The sequence below is a fragment of the Bradyrhizobium sp. SZCCHNRI20481 genome (assembly GCF_032485055.1).
Lineage (GTDB): Bacteria > Pseudomonadota > Alphaproteobacteria > Rhizobiales > Xanthobacteraceae > Bradyrhizobium.
The window spans coordinates 327,849-345,527 of the sequence record NZ_JAUEUE010000007.1 but is presented as its reverse complement, the minus strand read 5'-3'; the positions used below and the strand labels follow the sequence as shown (position 1 = coordinate 345,527).

16 protein-coding genes are annotated in these 17,679 nt (G+C 67.4%); 8 read left to right on the top strand and 8 right to left on the bottom strand.

Features of this window, described 5'->3' with window-relative positions; genetic code table 11:
• Nucleotides 1-107: 107 nt before the first annotated feature.
• Genes QX132_RS14275 through QX132_RS14245 form a run of 7 tightly spaced genes read left to right on the top strand, consistent with a single transcriptional unit; the run spans nucleotide 108 to nucleotide 6,701 of the window.
• On the top strand, nucleotides 108-1,163 hold the full coding sequence (locus QX132_RS14275; protein ID WP_316161594.1) for an ABC transporter ATP-binding protein: 1,056 nt from the start codon (nucleotides 108-110) through the stop codon (nucleotides 1,161-1,163).
• Entirely contained in the window at nucleotides 1,160-2,017 is an 858-nt protein-coding gene (locus tag QX132_RS14270; protein ID WP_316161592.1) for an ABC transporter permease, read from the top strand. Before QX132_RS14275 ends, QX132_RS14270 begins: the two co-directional genes overlap by 4 nt.
• Before the next feature lie 5 nt (nucleotides 2,018-2,022).
• Nucleotides 2,023-2,817 carry an ABC transporter permease gene (locus QX132_RS14265; RefSeq protein ID WP_316161591.1) on the top strand — a complete coding sequence of 265 codons (795 nt, stop codon included), beginning with the start codon at nucleotides 2,023-2,025 and terminating at the stop codon, nucleotides 2,815-2,817.
• Between the two features lie 4 nt (nucleotides 2,818-2,821).
• Nucleotides 2,822-3,115, top strand: a complete 294-nt coding sequence (locus tag QX132_RS14260) for a (2Fe-2S)-binding protein (protein WP_315778957.1) — start codon at nucleotides 2,822-2,824, stop codon at nucleotides 3,113-3,115.
• Nucleotides 3,108-4,502 carry an FAD/NAD(P)-binding oxidoreductase gene (locus QX132_RS14255; protein WP_316161590.1) on the top strand — a complete coding sequence of 465 codons (1,395 nt, stop codon included), beginning with the start codon at nucleotides 3,108-3,110 and terminating at the stop codon, nucleotides 4,500-4,502. Before QX132_RS14260 ends, QX132_RS14255 begins: the two co-directional genes overlap by 8 nt.
• Complete coding sequence (locus QX132_RS14250; RefSeq protein ID WP_316161588.1) at nucleotides 4,486-5,658, top strand: FAD-dependent oxidoreductase; 1,173 nt, start codon at nucleotides 4,486-4,488, stop codon at nucleotides 5,656-5,658. The genes QX132_RS14255 and QX132_RS14250 overlap by 17 nt, the downstream gene beginning before the upstream one ends.
• A complete protein-coding gene (locus QX132_RS14245; protein ID WP_316161586.1) occupies nucleotides 5,655-6,701 on the top strand; it encodes an ABC transporter substrate-binding protein in 1,047 nt (348 codons plus the stop codon). The genes QX132_RS14250 and QX132_RS14245 overlap by 4 nt, the downstream gene beginning before the upstream one ends.
• A 177-nt stretch (nucleotides 6,702-6,878) precedes the next feature.
• Here QX132_RS14245 and QX132_RS14240 read toward each other — a convergent pair whose 3' ends face one another.
• Entirely contained in the window at nucleotides 6,879-7,601 is a 723-nt protein-coding gene (locus QX132_RS14240) for a pyridoxamine 5'-phosphate oxidase family protein (RefSeq protein WP_316161585.1), read from the bottom strand.
• A 64-nt stretch (nucleotides 7,602-7,665) separates the two neighbouring features.
• Here QX132_RS14240 and QX132_RS14235 point away from each other — a divergent pair, with 64 nt between their 5' ends.
• Nucleotides 7,666-9,114 carry a PLP-dependent aminotransferase family protein gene (locus QX132_RS14235; RefSeq protein ID WP_316161583.1) on the top strand — a complete coding sequence of 483 codons (1,449 nt, stop codon included), beginning with the start codon at nucleotides 7,666-7,668 and terminating at the stop codon, nucleotides 9,112-9,114.
• A gap of 166 nt (nucleotides 9,115-9,280) precedes the next feature.
• Here the strand turns inward: QX132_RS14235 and QX132_RS14230 are convergent, their stop codons facing one another.
• The 7 genes from QX132_RS14230 to QX132_RS14200 all read right to left on the bottom strand — a co-directional run bounded on the left by QX132_RS14230 (nucleotide 9,281) and on the right by QX132_RS14200 (nucleotide 17,595).
• Entirely contained in the window at nucleotides 9,281-9,859 is a 579-nt protein-coding gene (locus QX132_RS14230; protein ID WP_315771303.1) for a hypothetical protein, read from the bottom strand.
• A gap of 95 nt (nucleotides 9,860-9,954) precedes the next feature.
• The gene (locus QX132_RS14225) at nucleotides 9,955-10,749 is read right to left on the bottom strand and encodes a class II aldolase/adducin family protein (RefSeq protein WP_315736651.1); all 795 of its coding nucleotides are present in this window, start codon (nucleotides 10,747-10,749) and stop codon (nucleotides 9,955-9,957) included.
• Nucleotides 10,750-10,923: 174 nt separating this feature from the next.
• Nucleotides 10,924-12,465: a galactarate dehydratase gene (gene garD, locus QX132_RS14220; protein ID WP_316161581.1), complete on the bottom strand. Its 1,542-nt coding sequence runs from the start codon at nucleotides 12,463-12,465 to the stop codon at nucleotides 10,924-10,926.
• A gap of 224 nt (nucleotides 12,466-12,689) precedes the next feature.
• The gene (locus QX132_RS14215) at nucleotides 12,690-14,138 is read right to left on the bottom strand and encodes an aldehyde dehydrogenase family protein (RefSeq protein ID WP_316161579.1); all 1,449 of its coding nucleotides are present in this window, start codon (nucleotides 14,136-14,138) and stop codon (nucleotides 12,690-12,692) included.
• A 53-nt stretch (nucleotides 14,139-14,191) separates the two neighbouring features.
• Nucleotides 14,192-15,547, bottom strand: a complete 1,356-nt coding sequence (gene gudD / locus QX132_RS14210) for a glucarate dehydratase (RefSeq protein WP_316161578.1) — start codon at nucleotides 15,545-15,547, stop codon at nucleotides 14,192-14,194.
• A 69-nt stretch (nucleotides 15,548-15,616) separates the two neighbouring features.
• Nucleotides 15,617-16,561: a 5-dehydro-4-deoxyglucarate dehydratase gene (gene kdgD / locus QX132_RS14205; RefSeq protein WP_316161576.1), complete on the bottom strand. Its 945-nt coding sequence runs from the start codon at nucleotides 16,559-16,561 to the stop codon at nucleotides 15,617-15,619.
• Between the two features lie 131 nt (nucleotides 16,562-16,692).
• Nucleotides 16,693-17,595, bottom strand: coding sequence for a LysR substrate-binding domain-containing protein (locus QX132_RS14200; RefSeq protein ID WP_316161574.1), 903 nt, complete (start codon nucleotides 17,593-17,595; stop codon nucleotides 16,693-16,695).
• Nucleotides 17,596-17,679: the final 84 nt, after the last annotated feature.

Sequence of the window (17,679 nt, the reverse complement as noted above, 5' to 3'; positions counted from 1 at the left end):
AGGATATCGGAATTCACGATTGACCATCTGGTTCGCTCCCCGGCATGAAAGAGCCCCAGGGCGGCAATCCCTGCCGATGGCGAAGGGAGCCTCCCGCGCGAGGACGCATGGGTTTCCTGACGCTGGACGGTCTGACGAGGCTCTACGGCGATGTCGCTGCGGTCAGCGATGTCAGTCTCAGCGTCGCCAAGGGCGAGTTCATCTCGCTGCTCGGTCCGTCCGGCTGCGGCAAGACCACGACGCTTCAGATGATCGCCGGCTTGGTCGAGCCGACGTCGGGGCGCATCACGCTCGACGGCCGCGACATCACCCATGAGAAGCCTGATCGCCGCGGGCTCGGCATCGTGTTCCAGAGCTACGCGCTGTTTCCGCACATGACCGTGGCGCAGAACATCGCCTTCGGACTCGAAATGCGCAAGGTGATCAGGGCCGAGCGCGAGGCGCGCGTCAAACAGGCGCTCGCGCTGGTGCAGCTCGCGGCGCTCGCCGACCGCTATCCGCGCCAGCTCTCCGGCGGCCAGCGCCAGCGCGTCGCGGTGGCGCGGGCGCTGGTGATCGATCCGCCGGTGCTGCTGCTCGACGAGCCCTTGTCCAATCTCGACGCCAAGCTGCGCGAGGAGATGCAGTTCGAGCTGCGCGGCATCCAGCGGCGCGTCGGCACCACCACGATCATGGTGACGCATGATCAGAGCGAGGCGCTCTCGATGAGCGACCGCGTGGTGGTGATGGAGCAGGGCCGCATCATGCAGGTCGACGCGCCGTACCGGCTCTACGAAAATCCTGCGACGCCCTTCATCTCCTCCTTCGTCGGCAAGATGAACCGGCTGTTCGGCGTGTGGCGCCATGGCGGGGTCGAGAGCGGCGGCCGCGTGCTGCCCTGCGAGGGTGCTGGTCTCACGGCTGGCGCGGCTGCCGTGCTGGCGATCCGGCCGGAGAAGATCGGTCTGGCCGCTCCCGGCGCCGGCGTGCTCGACGGCCGCATCAAGGCGCGTTTCTTCCTCGGCAGCGCCTGGTTCTTCACCGTGGAGACCCCGGCCGGGGTGATCGGCGTCTCCCTGCCCAATGCAGGCGGGGAGCCGGCGCGCGAGGGCGATCAGGTCGGGCTCGCCTGGAGCAGCGCCAGCGCGCACGCGTCCAAGCCGGACGGAGCGTCACCGGCATGAGCAGCGGGCGCGCCAGTGCGACACCATGGTTGTTGGCGGCGCCGGGCGCGCTGCTGTTCGCCGCATTGGTCGTCGTGCCGCTCGCGCTCACGCTGATCCTGTCGCTCCACGCCTATGACGCCGCGACCGGCGTCAAGGACGAGACCACGCTGACGCACTACATCGCCATCCTCTCCGACAGCTACTTCCTCAATATCTTCTGGCGCACCCTGCGGCTTGCGGCGCTGACGACCTTGGTCTGCGCAGCGATCGGTGCGCCCGAGGCCTACATCCTGGCGCGCATGCGCGAGCCCTGGCGCTCGGCGTTCCTGCTCGCGATCATCGGCCCGCTGCTGGTCTCGGTCGTCGTGCGTGCCTTCGGCTGGAGCATGCTGCTCGGCCCCACCGGCCTCGTGAACGAGGCTTTCCGCGCGGTTGGCCTCGGCACCGTCAGGATCCTCTACACCGAGACGGCCATCGTCATCGCGCTCGTCCATGTGATGCTGCCGTTCATGGTCATCCCGGTCTGGACCTCGCTGCAGAAGCTCGATCCGATGGTCGAGGCCGCCGCCTGGACGCTCGGCGCCTCGCGCTTCACCGCGCTGCGCCGGGTGGTGTTGCCACAGGTGACGATGGGCCTGCTGTCGGGGTGCCTCGTCGTGTTCGGACTATCAGCGTCCGCGTTCGCGATCCCCGCGCTGCTCGGCGGCCGTCGGCTGAAGATGGCGGCGACGCTGGTCTATGATGAGTACATGCACGAGCTGAACTGGCCGCTCGGTGCGGCCATCGCGATCCTGGTGCTCGTCATCAACCTCGTCATCATGCTTGTCTACCAGCGCTTGGTCGAGGCGCGCGCCAGGCGGACGCTGGGGTGAGCGGCATGCGCCACAATGGTCCCATCGCGCTTGTCTTTCACGCGCTCGTCGTCGGCTTCGTGCTGGCGCCGCTGATCGTGATCTGCCTCGTCGCGTTCACGCCCGCCAACACCTTGACCCTGCCGACCACGCAGTTCTCGCTGCGCTGGTTCACGGCCGTGTTCGCGCATCCGGATTTCGTCGCCTCCTTCCTCAACAGCCTGTGGGTCGCGGCGACAGCCGCGACGATCGCGGTCGTGCTCGCGGTCGCCGCCGGCCTCGCGCTCGATCGCTACGACTTCCGCGGCCGCGCGGCGCTGAACGCGCTGTTCCTGTCGCCCTTGATGATCCCGCATCTCGTGCTCGGCGTTGCGCTGCTCAGATTGTTCGCGCTCGTCGGTGCCACCGGCAGCCTGCTCTGGCTCACCGCAGGCCATATCGTCGTGGTCACGCCCTATGTGCTCCGGCTGGTGCTGGCGGCACTGTCCGGCCTCGACCGCAGCGCCGAGCAGGCGGCCGTGACCTTGGGCGCCTCGCGCTGCATCGTATTTCGCCGCATCACCGTGCCGATGATCCTGCCCGGCATCACCGGCGGCTGGCTGCTCGCCTTCATCAACTCCTTCGATGAGCTCACGATGTCGATCTTCATCACCTCGCCCGCCACCGTCACCCTTCCGGTGCGCATGTACATGTACGCGACCGAGTCCATCGATCCGATGATGGCGGCGGTATCGGCACTGATGATCGCGGTGACGGCGGCGGCGATGCTGCTGCTCGACCGCATCTTCGGTCTCGACAAGATCCTCGTCGGGCAGGGCTGACACCATGCCGCTGCTGCATCGCCTGGTCCGCACCGACAGCGCCGTCATCTCCTTCACGATCGATGGCGTGCCCTGCGACGGCCGCGCCGGCGACACCGTTCTGACGGCGGTGCTCTGTCACGTCGAATGGCTGCGCCACAGCGAGTTCTCCGCCGCGCCGCGCGCCGGCTTCTGCCAGATGGGCGCCTGCCAGGACTGCTGGGTGCAGCTCGCAAGCGGCGAGCGGCTGCGCGCCTGCACGACTCCGCTCACCGAGGGCATGCACATCGTCACGCAGCGGGGACGCAGCAATGGCTGAGCGCGCGCCGCCCCTGATCGTCGGCGCCGGTCCGGCCGGCATCCGCGCCGCGATGACATTGGTCGCCGCCGGCCTGCGGCCGGTCGTGATCGACGAGGGCCACGCCTGTGGCGGCCAGATCTATCGCCAGCCGCTGAGCCCCGACGGCCGCGATGACCGCGCGCGCTACGGCTCGGAGGCTCCGAAGGCCGCGCGGCTGCATCACGACTTTGCGGCGCTCCGTACTGCAATCGACTATCAGCCAAATACGCTGCTGTGGAATCTGCGCGACGGCGCGGCCGACATCTTGCGTGGGGGTATCAGCCAGCGGGTCAGCTATGACGGGCTCATCCTCGCGACCGGCGCGACCGATCGCGTACTGCCGATCCCCGGCTGGACCCTGCCGGGCGTGTTCACGCTCGGCGGCGCGCAGATCGCGCTCAAGGCGCAGGGCTGCGCGATCGGCCGACGCGTGGTGTTCGCCGGCTCCGGCCCGCTGCTCTATCTGGTTGCCTGGCAATACATGAAGGCCGGCGTCGATGTCGCTGCCGTGTTCGACGCGGCGCCCTTGTCTGCGAAGCTCAATCTGCTGCGCGCGTTGCCGCTCGCGCCGGGCATCGTGCTGCGTGGGTTGCGCATGGCGGTGGAGTTGACGCTGCGCGGCACTTGCGTGCGGTTCGGCGTCTCCCGGCTCCGGATCGAGGGCGAGGGCAGGGTGGCGCGCATCGTCTATCGGGCCGGTGGGCGCGAACACGCGATCACCTGCGACGGCGTTGGCTACGGCCTCGGTCTGCGCTCGGAGACTCAGGCTGCTGATCTCGCCGGCTGCGCCTTTCGCTTCGATGCGCGCGACCGCGCGCATCGTCCGGTTCGCGACGTCAGTGGCCGCAGCAGCGTCGCGGGCGTGTACCTCGCCGGCGACGGCGCCGGCATTGCCGGCGCCGATGCCGCTGAAGCCGCCGGCGAGCGTGCCGCGCTGGCATTGTTGGAGGATCGCGGCCAGCCGCATGATTCCATGCGCGCCGCCGTCCTCGAACATGCGCTTGCGAGGATCGACCGGCTGCGCGACGTGCTCGAAGCCGCTTTTCCCTATCCATCGCATTGGGCGGGCGACATCGCCGATGACACGCTGCTGTGCCGCTGCGAGGAGATCGATGCCGGCGAGGCGCGGCGCGCGATCAGGGATTTCTCGCTCACCGAGATCAATCGTCTGAAGGCGGTGACGCGCATCGGCATGGGCCGCTGCCAGGGCCGCATGTGCGGCGCGGTCGCCGCGGAGCTCTTGGCTGCGCAGACGCGCCGCGACATCGGCGCTGTCGGCCGGCTGCGCGCGCAGGCGCCGATCAAGCCGATCCCGCTGGCCGTGAGCCTATCCCTCGACGAGAGGCAGCATGACCCGGCGCATTGACTGCGATGTCGCGATCGTCGGCGGCGGGCTGGTCGGCAGCTCCGCCGCGCTGGCGCTGCGCGCCATGGGCTTCTCCGTCACGCTGCTCGACAAGGGCTTCTGTGGCGCGCAGGCGAGCGGCGTGAACTATGGCGGCGTGCGCCGCCAGGGCCGCCCGCCCGAGCAACTGCCGCTGTCGCAGCGCGCGCATGCGATCTGGCCGCAGCTCGCGCAGCTTATCGGCATCGACGGCGAGTTCCTGCGCTCGGGCCATCTCAAGCTCGCGCGGACGCCTGCGGACATGGCGAGCCTGGAGCGCTACGCCGCCGAGGTCGCGCCGTTCGGGCTCGCTCTCGAGCTGATCGGCCACAATCGACTGCGCGAGCGCTTCGGCATCGCGGGCGGCGTCGTCGGCGGCTCGTTCTGCCCCGGCGACGGCCACGCCAATCCCCGGCTGGTCGCCACCGCCTTCGCCGCAGCGGCGCGTCGCGCCGGCGCCGAGGTGCTGGAGAACACGGAGGTCACGGGCGCCACCAGGACGTTCGAGGGCTTCGTGGTCGAGGCCGGCGACGTTACCATCAAGACGCGTACGGTCATCAACAGCGCCGGTGCCTGGGCCGACGGCTTGGCGCGCGCGTTCGACGAGCCGGTGCCGCTGGAGCGCACCTATCCATCGATGATCGTGACCGAGCCGCTTGATCCATTTCTCGGCGTCAATATCGGCGTCGAAGGCGGCGGCATCTATGCGCGGCAGGTGGCGCGCGGCAATGTCGTGGTCGGCGGCGAGCGCGCTGCGCCGCTGTCCGATCCAGACTATTCGCGCCCGCGCAGCGACGGCGTGCTTGCCATCATGCAGCGCGCCAGCGCGCTGTTCGGTCCGCTCCGCCATGCCCAGGCGATCCGGTTCTGGAGCGGCACCGAGGCGACCATGCCCGACCGCAATCCGGTGATCGGCCCGAGCGCCACGACGCCGGGACTGATTCACGCCTTCGGCTTCTCTGGCGCCGGCTTCCAGATCGCGCCGGGGGTCGGCGAGGTGCTGGCCGAGCTGGTGCGCGACGGCGAGACCTCGACGCCGATCGCAGCCTTCGCGATCACTCGTTTCTCACCCGCATCGCAGCCGGGCGATGCATCTCAAGCAGCAATGACGACAGGATCGAAGGAGACCTCGCCATGATCGATGCTCGCGCCGCGCTCGGCTCAGCCCTCGCACTCGTGCTTGCAACCGCCTCCGCGCACGCCGAAACCAAGACGCTCTATGTCGGCATGAACGGCGGCAATTTCGAGCGCACCTACACGCAGGCGGTGTTCCCGGAGTTCGAGAAGGCCAACGACGTCAAGATCGTCGTCGTGCCCGGCACCTCCTCGGAGATCCTCGCCAAGGCGATCGCGGCCAAGGACAGGCCGCAGATGCATGTGATGTTTCTCGACGACGGCGTGATGATCCGCGCCGCCGGTCTCGGGCTGTGCGAGAAGCTGAAGCCGAGCGATGGCTTGGCGCAGCTCGAGCCGTTCGCGCGTCTCAAGGACGACATCGCCGCCGGCATCGACATCGGCATGACCGGGCTTGCCTACAACAAGAAGCTGTTCGACGAGAAGGGCTGGGCGGTGCCGACCTCCTGGCTCGATCTCGCCGATCCCAAATTCAAGGACAAGGTCGTGTTCCAGTCGGCCTCGGTCTCGACCTTCGGCCTGCACGCCTTCCTGATGTTCAACCGCATCAAGGGCGGCAACGAGGCCAATGTCGAGCCTGGCTTCAAGGCGTTTCCCGACACGATCGGCAAGAACGTGCTCGAATACATCCCGAACTCGGCCAAGATCTCCGAGATGGTGCAGACCGGCGAAGCCGCGATCTTCCCGCTGACGCCGACTGCGGTGTCGACATTGAAGGAGAAGGGCATTCCGGTGGAGTATGCCCAGCCGAAGGAAGGCTCGGTCGTGCTGATGGTCGCCGAATGCGTCATCGCCAACAACTCCGAAGCCGAGCTGGCGCAGAAGCTCGCCGCCTATCTGCTGTCGCCGGAAGCGCAGGCCAAGGCGCTGGCGGCCGGCAACATCGTGCCGTCCAACACCACCGCGAAAGCCACGACGCCGGCAGCCGAGCAGAAGCTCGCGACCTTCCACGTCTTCATGAAGAGCGCCGTCACGCTCGACTGGGACGTCATCAACGCCAAGCGCCCGGAGTGGAATACGCGCTGGAACAGGATGATCGAGCGGTGAGAAGAGTCGTAGGGTGGGCAAAGGCGCTCCGCGCGATGCAAAGCATCGTGCGAAGCGACGTGCCCACCGTACCCGCCACGCGTCGCGGTGAAATGGTGGGCACGGCGCGGTCAGGCAGCACGTCGCAAAAGCAACGAGCGGGCGCGCCTTTGCCCACCCTACATTGCCGCGCGCGAACTAATCCGCCGGATAGCTCGTCGCATACGCCTCCGTCAGCGCCTCATCGAGCCGCCGTCCAGCGCTGAAACCTGCCAGCGTCGCGGGACGGGTGACGCCCCGCAGCAAGCGGCCATCGGGCTCCGGCGGCCCGATCAGGGTGTGCACCGGAATGCGCTCGGCGTAGATCGGAAGCGCATAATCCTCCTCATCATCGATGACGCCCGCGGCGCGGATCTTCGCCGATGCCTTCTCGATCTCCATGGTCACGACTGACGTGGCCTTGAGCTCCTGCTCCGTGGTCGGGCGCAGGCTTGCAGTGCGGCCGGGAAACAGCCGATCGACCATCATCACCAGCGCGCGCGCCTTCTCGGCCTGATCCTCGATCAGCCGGGCATGCCCGAACGCCATCACCGAGCGGTAGTCGGCGGAGTGATGGAAGGCGCTGCGCGCCAGCACCAGGCCGTCGAGATGGGTGACGGTGAGACAGGCCGGCTGTCCCTCGGACAGGCTGCGCAGCATGCGGCTGGCGCTCGATCCATGCCAATACAGCGTCGTTCCCTCGCGCCAATACAGCGTCGGCGTGCAATAGGGCTGGCCGTCGATGACATAGGAGACGTGGCACAGCGTTGCGGAGTCGAGCAGGGCATGGACGGTCGCATGATCGTAGTGGGCGCGCTGATGCCGCCGCTTGACCCGGTTGGTGTCGTCGACGGGATAGCTCGGCATCTGTTGCTCGGACATCGTCAGTCTCCTGTTTCCGCCGACGTCATGCCATGGCAAAGTGGTTGCCGGGAGTTCCACTTCGATGCGAAAGCAAGCAACCACTTCGCGGCGCCGCGACGACGTGCTGGCGCTGCCGATCCACCTCGACCGCACCATCCGCAGCCAGTCGCAGCAGGTGCACGGTGCGCTGCGAACCGGCATCGTCGATGGCCTGCTCGTGCCCGGCCTTCGTCTGCCTTCGACGCGAGGGCTTGCCGAGCAGCTCGGCGTCCGCCGCAACGCGATCGTCACAGCCTATGAGGCGCTGCTGTCGGATGGCCTGGTCGAGGCGCGCCACGGCGCCGGCACCTATGTCGCCGCCCGGCTGCCCGCACCGCAGGTCGCCGCGCCGGTCGCCGAGCTGGATGTTCGCATTCCGCCGCGCCGGCCGTTCGCGCTCGGCTACACGCTGGTCGATCCCGCGCTCTTGAGGCGGCTCGCCGCAGCCAGCCGGCGCCGCATCGCCCACGCCGCGCCCGATGAACTCGGCTATGGCGATCCGCGCGGCAGCCTGCATCTGCGCACCCAGGTCGCGCACTACCTTGCCGCCAATCGCGGCGTACGCTGCGACCCAAGCTGCATCCTGATCGTGAGCGGCACCCAGCATGGCCTGCGGCTGTGCATCGACGCGTTGCTTGCGCCGGGCGATCCCGTCTGGTTCGAGGATCCCGGCTATGTCGCCTCGCGCCACACATTGAGCACGACCGGCGCGAAGCTGGTCCCGGTGTCCGTCGATGATGAAGGCATCATGGTGAGCTCGGGCGAGACGGCGTACGCGGCGGCCAAGGCCGCCTATGTGACGCCATCGCATCAGTTTCCGACCGGCGTTGCGATGAGCATGGCGCGGCGCATCGCGCTGCTCGACTGGGCGCGCAGGGCGGACGCCTACATCTTCGAGGACGACTACGACAGCGAATACCGCTTTGCCGGCCCGCCGCTGACGGCGCTGGCCGGAATCGGCGGTGAGCGCGTGATCTATCTCGGCACCTTCGGCAAGACGCTGTTCGCGGGACTGCGGCTCGGCTACCTCGTGGTGCCGCCGGCGCTGGTCGCGCGGGTCGTCGCAGCGCGCGCGGCGCAGGACCGGTTTCCGCCGGCCTTCATGCAGGACGCTCTGGCCGACCTGATGGTCGACGGCGTGCTCGCGGCCCACATGCGGCGGCTGCGCGCGCGCTACCGCCAGGCGCGCGATGTCGTCGCCGAGGCGCTCGCCAAGCACGGCAAAGGCAGCCTGCAACTGGCCGCGCCGTCGCAAGGACTGCATCTGCTGGCGACCTTGCCGCCGGCAGCGCCGAAGGGCGCAGCGAAACTGATCCGCGACCGGTCCGGCATCGAATGCCGGTTGTTGTCGGATGCGCGGATCGTGCAGCGCGCGCCCGACGGTTTCATCCTGGGCTATTCGGGCTTTGCGGCGAAGGATCTCGCCGATGCCGCGAGGCGGCTCGGGCGCGCCACACAGGACATCCTGGGCGCGGCCGGGCGCCCACGCTGAGCATCATCGATGCTGCAGGTGTGGCCGAGCCGGGCGAGACGGATCGCAAGCCTCGGGCATCATCTGCCGCGAGAATGCGCCCTCATGTTCATGGCTGTGCGAGATGTGGTTTGGAACAGATGCGCGTCAGGCGGCCCGGATGGGCATTGTCGCACCCGCGGCGCGTTCATTCATAGGGATTGTGCTCGGCGTTCGTCATCGTCTGGCGCACCCGGCGCAAGGTGATGGGTGTGCCGTCGGAGACGAACTGCAGCTCATAGGCGCGGCCGCCGTCGTCCTTGGCGGAGCAGGTCACGCTCGTGACCTTGAGCATCGCGAAATTGCCGACCTGACGGCACACGCCGGCCGAGCTCTTCGTCGCCGGCACCGGAATGCCATCGACCTTCGGACGATGCTTGGAATTCAGCAGCATGCGGTCGATCGGCAGCTCGTAGACGTTCTGAATCGACCTGCGGCCATTGACGCCGGAGAATGCGATGATGTGGCTCTCGTCGGCCGGATCGTCGAGCGCGACGGTGAAATGAGCCCGCCCCTTCTCGCTGTGAAAGAACGCCACCGTCTTGCACGAAAATTCGCGGCCATCGACCTTCGCGGTGCGGCAGGAGCCGGACATCAGCGCATAGAGGTCGATGTCGGGCTTGTTCTCAGACGTGCTGGCAGCCGTCATCGGCGCCTGGGCCAGACAGGACGAGCCGAGGCAGAGGCCGAGCGCGACGGCGACAATGCGAGGAAAATGCAGGGACATCCGCGGCGTCAGGCCCGATGGGAGAATCAGGAATTAAGGTTCGATCAACGGATGTGTCAACTTTGCGGCAAAATGAGGTCGGTAATCGCCGGACGCTATTTGCCAATCTGCACCTTCTGCTTCCACAACACCCAGGCACGATCCATGATCACCATGTTGACGCCATCGGCCTTGGCGGCCTCCTCGGCGCTGAGATACGTCACCTCGGAGCCGAGCCCGAGTGCCTGGGCCTGAAGCTTCGCATTCACATCGGTGTAGTAGGCGCGGAACACGGCGGCCTGGACCGCCGGACCGACGGTGACGTCACCATGGCCGCGCATCAGCACCACGGACTTGTCGCCGAGCGCGGATGCGAGCGACCTGCCGATGGCGTTGTTGCGCACCAGCATGTCGGTCGCGCCGAACTCCTTGCCGATGTCCCACACCGGGGCGCCGTCGCCGAGAAAGGCCGCATTGTGATAGAGCGGCTTCAAGGGTGTACGGCTGACGCTGAAGGGGACGACGCCGGGCGAATGCGTGTGTACCACCGCGTTGACATCCGGGCGGGCCTTGTAGATCTCGGCATGGATGAAGCGTTCGAGGAAGACGGCGCGGTTCTTGGCATCGACCGGCTCGCCGTTCTCGTCGAATTCCATGATGTCATTGGCCGTGACCTGCGCCGGCGCGATCGAGCGCGCCATCAGGAAGTGGCGCGGATTGGTGGGATGCCGCGCACTGACATGGCCGAAGGCATCGACGACGCCGAGATCGGCGAGCACGCGGCTGCCGGTCGCGATGTCCTCCAGCAGTTCGCGCGGCACGCCGGGGATAGAGTCTTCGGCGCGAGAGGGGGCGGCGGAGAGGAGGAGGGCGGTGACGGCAAGCGCGGCGAAGCGGCTGAAGCTGGACATCTGGCTCTTCCTCCCGGCCTTCGTTGTCTAGGCTCGTTGCTTCAACATACGCGTCATTGCGAGCGAAGCGAAGCAATCCAGGATGGTGGTCGGGACCCTGGATTGCTTCGCTTCGCTCGCAATGACGGGGAGAGGTTTGAGCGAGGCAACTGGCATGGCAGGGTGAGCGCTCCCTCAGGTCACCGGCGCCGGATTGAACAGCGTCAGATCGTTGTGGATGCCCCAGCGGTCCGACCATGGCTTGGTGCGGCCGCTCGCAACCTCGAGGATCAGCTTGAACAGCTCCCAGCCGGTCTCCTCGATAGTCATCTCTCCGGTGGCGATGCGGCCGGCGTCGAAATCGATCAGGTCCTTCCAGCGCCGCGCCAGTTCGCTGCGGGTCGCGACCTTGATCACGGGCGCGGCGGCGAGGCCATAGGGTGTGCCGCGGCCGGTGGTGAACACCTGGAGCGTCATGCCGGAGGCGAGCTGCAGGGTGCCGCAGATGAAGTCGGAGGCGGGCGTGGCTGCGAACAGCATGCCCTTCTGCTTGGCCTTCTCGCCCGGCGCCAGCACGCCATGGATCGGACCGGAGCCGGACTTGACGATCGAGCCCAGCGATTTCTCGACGATGTTGGCGAGCCCGCCCTTCTTGTTGCCCGGCGTCGTGTTGGCGCTGCGATCGGCGCCGCCGCGGGCCAGATAAGAGTCGTACCAGTCCATCTCGCGGATGAGCGCGCGGCCGACGTCCTCGTTGATCGCGCGCCGGGTCAAGAGCTGGATGGCGTCGCGAACCTCCGTCACCTCCGAGAACATCACGGTCGCGCCGGCGCGCACCAGCAGGTCGGCGGCGAAGCCGACCGCAGGGTTGGCGGTGACGCCGGAGAACGCGTCGCTGCCGCCGCATTGCAGGCCGATCACGAGATCGGCTGCCGGGCAGGTCTCGCGCGTGCGCTTGTTGAGCTGCGCGAGGCGCCGGTCGGCCTGGGTCATGATGGCGTCGACGATGGCGCCGAAGCCGTCGAAGGCCTCGTCCTGCATGCGGACGATCGAGTCTTCCGTGCCCTCCGGCAGCAGCCGTTCCGGCGCGAGCTTCTCGCAGCCGAGGCCGACGACCAGGATCTCGCCGCCGAAGTTCGGGTTCAGCGCCAGGTTCTGCAGGGTGCGGATCGGCACCACGGCATCGGGCGCCGTGATCGCGACACCGCAGCCATAGGCGTGGGTCAGCGCGACGACGTCATCGACATTGGGGTACTTCGGCAGCAGCTCGCTCTTGATGCGCTTGATCGCGAATTCCAGCGTGCCCTTGACGCATTGCACCGAGGTCGAGATGCCCAGCACGTTGCGGGTGCCGACCGAGCCGTCGCGATTGCGATAGCCTTCGAAGGTGTAGCCTTCGAGCGGCGGCAGCGGCGCCGGCACCGCGGTGGAGATTTCGAGCTGATCGAGGGCAGGGGCCTCAGGCATGTCGATGCGAGCCTCGTCCACCCATTCGCCGGATGCGATCGGCGACTTCGCATAGCCGATGATCTCGCCGTAGCGGACGATCGGCGCGCCCTCGGCGATGTCGACCAGTGCGGTCTTGTGGCCCTGCGGGACGAAGCTCCTCAGCGTCAGGCCATCGGGAAATTTGGTGCCGGCAGGCAGGCCGAAATCGTTCACCACGATCGCGACGTTGTCGCGTGCGTTGAGCTTGATGATGCGGGGCTCTTGGTTGGCGACGACCTGCTGGTTCATGCTCGCTCCGTGCTGCTCCGTAGGGTGGGCAAAGCGAAGCGTGCCCACCGTCTTTCGTCGTCTTCGAGCCGTCGGTGGGCACGGCGCTTCGCGCCTTTGCCCACCCTACAGGTCTTGGTTTCCGTCATTGCGAGCGAAGCGAAGCAATCCAGGGCCGAACAGGAGGTCTGGATTGCTTCGTCGCTTCGCGCCTCGCCATGACGGCGCTCACGACGGGCGAGGTCTCACACCGGATAGGTGTAGGCCGTCTTGACCGTCGTGTAGAATTCGCGCGCGTAGGAGCCCTGCTCGCGGGCGCCGTAGCTCGAGCCCTTCCGGCCGCCGAACGGCACGTGATAGTCGACGCCGGCGGTTGGCAGGTTGACCATCACCATGCCGGCCTCGCTGTTGCGCTTGAAGTGCGAGGCGTATTTGAGGCTGGTGGTGCAGACGCCAGCCGCGAGACCGAACTCGGTGTCATTGGCGATTGCCAGCGCCTCGTCGTAGTTCTTCGCACGGATCACGCAGGCAACCGGCCCGAAGATCTCCTCGCGGGCGATGCGCATGGTGTTGGTGGCCTCGGTGAACAGCGCCGGCTGCATGTAGAAGCCGGGCGTTTCGCGGTTCAACAACTCGCCGCCCCAGGTCAGCTTGGCACCTTCGTCCTGGCCGATCTTGAGATAGCGCTGGTCCTGCTCGAGCTGATTGCCGTCGACCACCGGGCCGATATGGGTGCCCTGCTTGACGGCGTCACCCACGACCAGGCCCTTCAGCCGCTCGGTCAGCGCGGCAACGAATTTGTCGTGGATGCCCTCGGTGACGATCAGGCGCGAAGACGCGGTGCAGCGCTGGCCGGTCGAGAAGTAGGAGCCGTTGGCGGCGGCCTCGACCGCGACCTTGACGTCGGCGTCGTCGAGCACGACGAGCGGGTTCTTGCCGCCCATCTCAAGCTGGAACTTCTTCATCGGGTTCGACAGCACGCAGGTCTGCGCGATCTTGCGCCCCGTGCCGACCGAGCCGGTGAAGGAGATCGCGGCGACGTCGGGGTGCTCGAGCAGCGTCTGGCCGACCACCGAGCCGGAGCCGACGACGAGGTTGAACACGCCGGCGGGAAGGCCGGAGCGCGCGATGATCTCGGAGAGCGCATGCGCCGAGCCGGGCACCAGCTCGGCCGGCTTGAACACCACCGTGTTGCCGTAGCAGAGCGCGGGCGCGATCTTCCAGGCGGGGATCGCGATCGGGAAATTCCAGGGCGTGATCATGCCGACGACGCCGACCGCCTCGCGGGTGATCTCGACGTCGAGGCCCGGACGTACCGAGGCGCCCTTCTCGCCGGTCAGGCGCAGCGCCTCGCCGGCAAAGAACGCAAAGATCTGCCCCGCACGCGCCACCTCGCCGATGCCCTCCGGCAGCGTCTTGCCTTCCTCGCGCGCCAAGAGGCGGCCGAGCTCTTCCTTGCGCGACAGGATCTCCGCCGAGATCTTGTTGAGCGCGTCATAGCGCTCCTGCGGGGTCGAGCGCGACCACGCCGGAAAAGCGGCCTTGGCGGCGGCGATCGCCTTCTCGGTCTGGGCGCGGTCGGCCTTGGCATATTCGCCGACGACGTCGTTGGTGTTGGACGGGTTGATGTTGCGGGTCACCCCGCTGCCGTCGACCCACTCGCCGGCAATGAAATTCTTGAGGATCGCGTTCATGTTGTTCTCCAGACTTTGCGCGATTGCTCGGACAATCTAACCGATCGCCTCCGTCATCGCACGAGACAGGGGCGCTTGTCGTCGAAGGTCCAGCCGGGGATCAGATACTGCATTGCGACGGCGTCGTCGCGTGCGCCGAGCCCGTGGCTCTTGTACAGCGCATTGGCCTTTTCGATGGCGCCGCGGTCAACCTCGATGCCGAGCCCGGGTTGCTCGGGCACGGCAATCCTGCCGCCCTTGATCTGCAGCGGCGCCTTGGTCAGCGCCTGGCCGTCCTGCCAGATCCAGTGGGTGTCGATCGCGGTGACCTTGCCCGGTGCGGCGGCGGCCACATGGGTGAACATCGCCAGCGAAATATCGAAATGGTTGTTGGAGTGCGAACCCCAGGTCAGGCCATTGTCCTTGCAGGTCTGGGCGACGCGGACCGAGCCCTGCATGGTCCAGAAATGGGGATCGGCCAGGGGGATGTCGACCGCGCCGAGCCGCAGCGCATGGCTGAGCTGCCGCCAATCGGTGGCGATCATGTTGGTCGCGGTCGGCAAGCCCGTCGCGCGGCGGAACTCGGCCATGATCTCGCGCCCGGAGAAGCCGGCCTCGGCGCCGCAGGGGTCCTCAGCATAAGCAAGGATGCCGTGCATGTCCTTGCACAGCCGGATCGCCTCGTCCAGCGACCAGGCGCCGTTCGGGTCGAGCGTGACGCGCGCCTGCGGAAAGCGCTTGGCGATCGCGGTCACCGCCTCGATCTCGGCCTCGCCCTTGAGGACGCCGCCCTTCAGCTTGAAATCGGCGAAGCCATAGGCGTCGTGCGTCGCCTCGGCCAGCCGCACGACGGCTTCAGGCGTCATCGCCTCCTGATGACGCAGGGCGAACCAGCCGTCCTTTTCGCCCTCGCCGGTCGCGTAGGGCAGGTCCGTCTTCTTGCGGTCGCCGACGAAGAACAGATAGCCAAGCGCCTCGACCGATGTGCGCTGCTGGCCCTCGCCGAGCAGCGCCGCCACGGGCAGGCTGAGATGCTGGCCGAGCAGGTCGAGCAGCGCCGACTCCACCGCAGTCACGGCGTGGATCATCACCCGCAGGTCGAACGTCTGCTTGCCACGGCCGCCGGCGTCGCGATCGGCGAAAGCGGTGCGCATCGCGGCCAGGATGGTGTTGGAGGCGCCGATGCTTTTGCCCACGATCAGGCTCTTCGCGTCCTCCAGCGTCTGCCGGATCTTCTCGCCGCCCGGCACCTCGCCGACGCCGGTGTGGCCGGAATTGTCGGTGAGGATGACGAGGTTGCGGGTGAAGAACGGCCCATGCGCGCCGCTGAGATTGAGGAGCATGCTGTCACGGCCGGCGACCGGAATGACCTCCATGCCGGTGACGACCGGCGCGCCGGAGATCCCGGTCTTGGTGGCTGCGTGACTCATCATGCTCCTCCCTCGTCGTCTCTTCTTGCTGCTTCGCTTCCCCTCATGGAGAGGCGGCGCGTAGCAGTCTTACTCCGCGGCCTGTCGCGACGGCATCGCTGCTGGCAGCGCCTTCACCAGCGCCGTCAGCTCCGCCATCTCCTCCGCAGTCAGATCGGTCAGCGGCAGGCGGACAGGGCCGGAATCGCGGCCGATCACCTTCATGCCGGCCTTGATGATCGAGACCGCGTAGCCCTTCTTGCGGTTGCGTATCGCGATCAGCGGCAAAATGAAATCCTTCAATCCGGCCTGGATGGTGGCGTGGTCGCGCTTGCGCACCGCGGCATAGAAGTTCGTCGCGAACTCCGGTACGAAGTTGAACACGGCCGAGGAGTAGGTCGTCACGCCCATGTCGAGATAGGGCAGGGCGAAGGTCTCGGCGGTCGGCAGGCCGCCGATATAGGTCAGGCGGTCGCCCATCCTGGTGTAGACACGGGTCATCAGCTCGATGTCGCCGATGCCGTCCTTGTAGCCGACCAGGTTCGGGCAGCGCTCGCACAGCCGTGCCAGGGTGTCCGGCTGCAGGATGGCGTTGTCGCGGTTGTAGACGATGACGCCGATCTTCACCGACTTGCAGACCGCCTCGACATGGGCGGCGAGGCCGTCCTGCTCGGCATGCATCAGATAGGGCGGCAGCAGCAGGAGGCCGTCGGCGCCGGCCTTCTCGGCGCCAATCGCGATCTCGCGCGCGATCGCGGTGCCGTAGCCGGTGCCAGCGAGCACGGGCACGCGGCCCTTGGTCTCGTCGACCGCGACCTTGACCACCTCCGGCACCTCGGCCGCGGTCAGCGAGAAGAACTCGCCGGTGCCGCCGGCGGCGAACAGGCCTGCGACCTCATAGCCGCACAGCCAGTCCATGTTGGCGCGATAGGTGGCCTCGTCGAACGAATGGTCGGCCTTGAACGGCGTCACGGGGAAGGAGAGCAGGCCGCTGCCGATCTTCGCAGCCATTTCCGTCGGGGTCATCTTGCTCATCGTGCGGGTCCTTCACGAATGTCCTTGGGAACGGGCGCGGCAGGCGCCGGCGCATTCCCCGGGCGATGTCGTAGGACCAAGTTCGATGCCGGTCCAAGCCAATGATGGTATCGATTGATGCAGATCAGATATCAATCTTCCGCTTGCTGCACGGCGAGATTGCCGGCCAGCTCGACCAGTGCCGGCAGCAGCGGATTGTCGTGATCGCGCCGCCAGACCAGGAACAGCTCGGCCGGCGTCGGGTTGCGCAGCCTCAGCGGCCGCAGCCGGACATCGGCGATCTTCAGGCTGGCGGCAGCTTCGGGCACGATCGCAAGCCCGAGGCCGGCGCGCACCATCGCCAGGATCGAGTGGATCTGGCTCAGGTGCTGCACGTAGCGCGGCAGCACCTCTGCGCGCATGAACTGCGACACCAGGAGATCGTGGAAATAGCGCGCCTCGGTCTGCGAATACATGATGAAGTTCTGGCCGTCGAAATCACGGATCGACACGGTCTCGGCCGAGGCCAGCCGATGCCGGCGCGGCAGCGCGGCGCAGAGCGGCTCGGCGACGACGCGGCGGGTGGCGAATTCGGGCCGCGCGATCGGCGGCCGCAGCAGGCCGGCATCGATCTGGCCGGAGGCGAGCGCCTCGATCTGGTCGCCCGAGACCATCTCCTTCAGCGACAGATCAGCTTCGGGCAGCTCTGTTCGGCAGGCGGCGACGAGGTCGGGCAGGAAGCCGTAGGCGGCGGCCGCGGTGAAGCCGATCTTCAGCGACCCGCTCTTGCCGCTGGCGATGCGCTGCGCCACCTGGGCGGCGCTCTCCGCCATCTTCAGGATGCGCCGCGCCTCCGGCAGGAAGCTGCGCCCGGCCGGCGTGAGCTTCACCGAGCGGCTGGTGCGCTCGAGCAGGACCGCATCGATAATGTGCTCCAGCACCTGGATCTGCCTGGAGAGCGGCGGCTGCGTCATGTTGAGCCTCACGGCGGCGCGGCCGAAATGCAGCTCCTCGGCCACGGTGACGAAGCAGCGCAGCTGGTTGAGGTCGAACATCGATGCTTCCTCGGCATGGATAGGGCCGGTGGTGCGAGTTTGGTAGCATCGATTGGGGGCAGTGGGAATATTGGCGGGATCTCC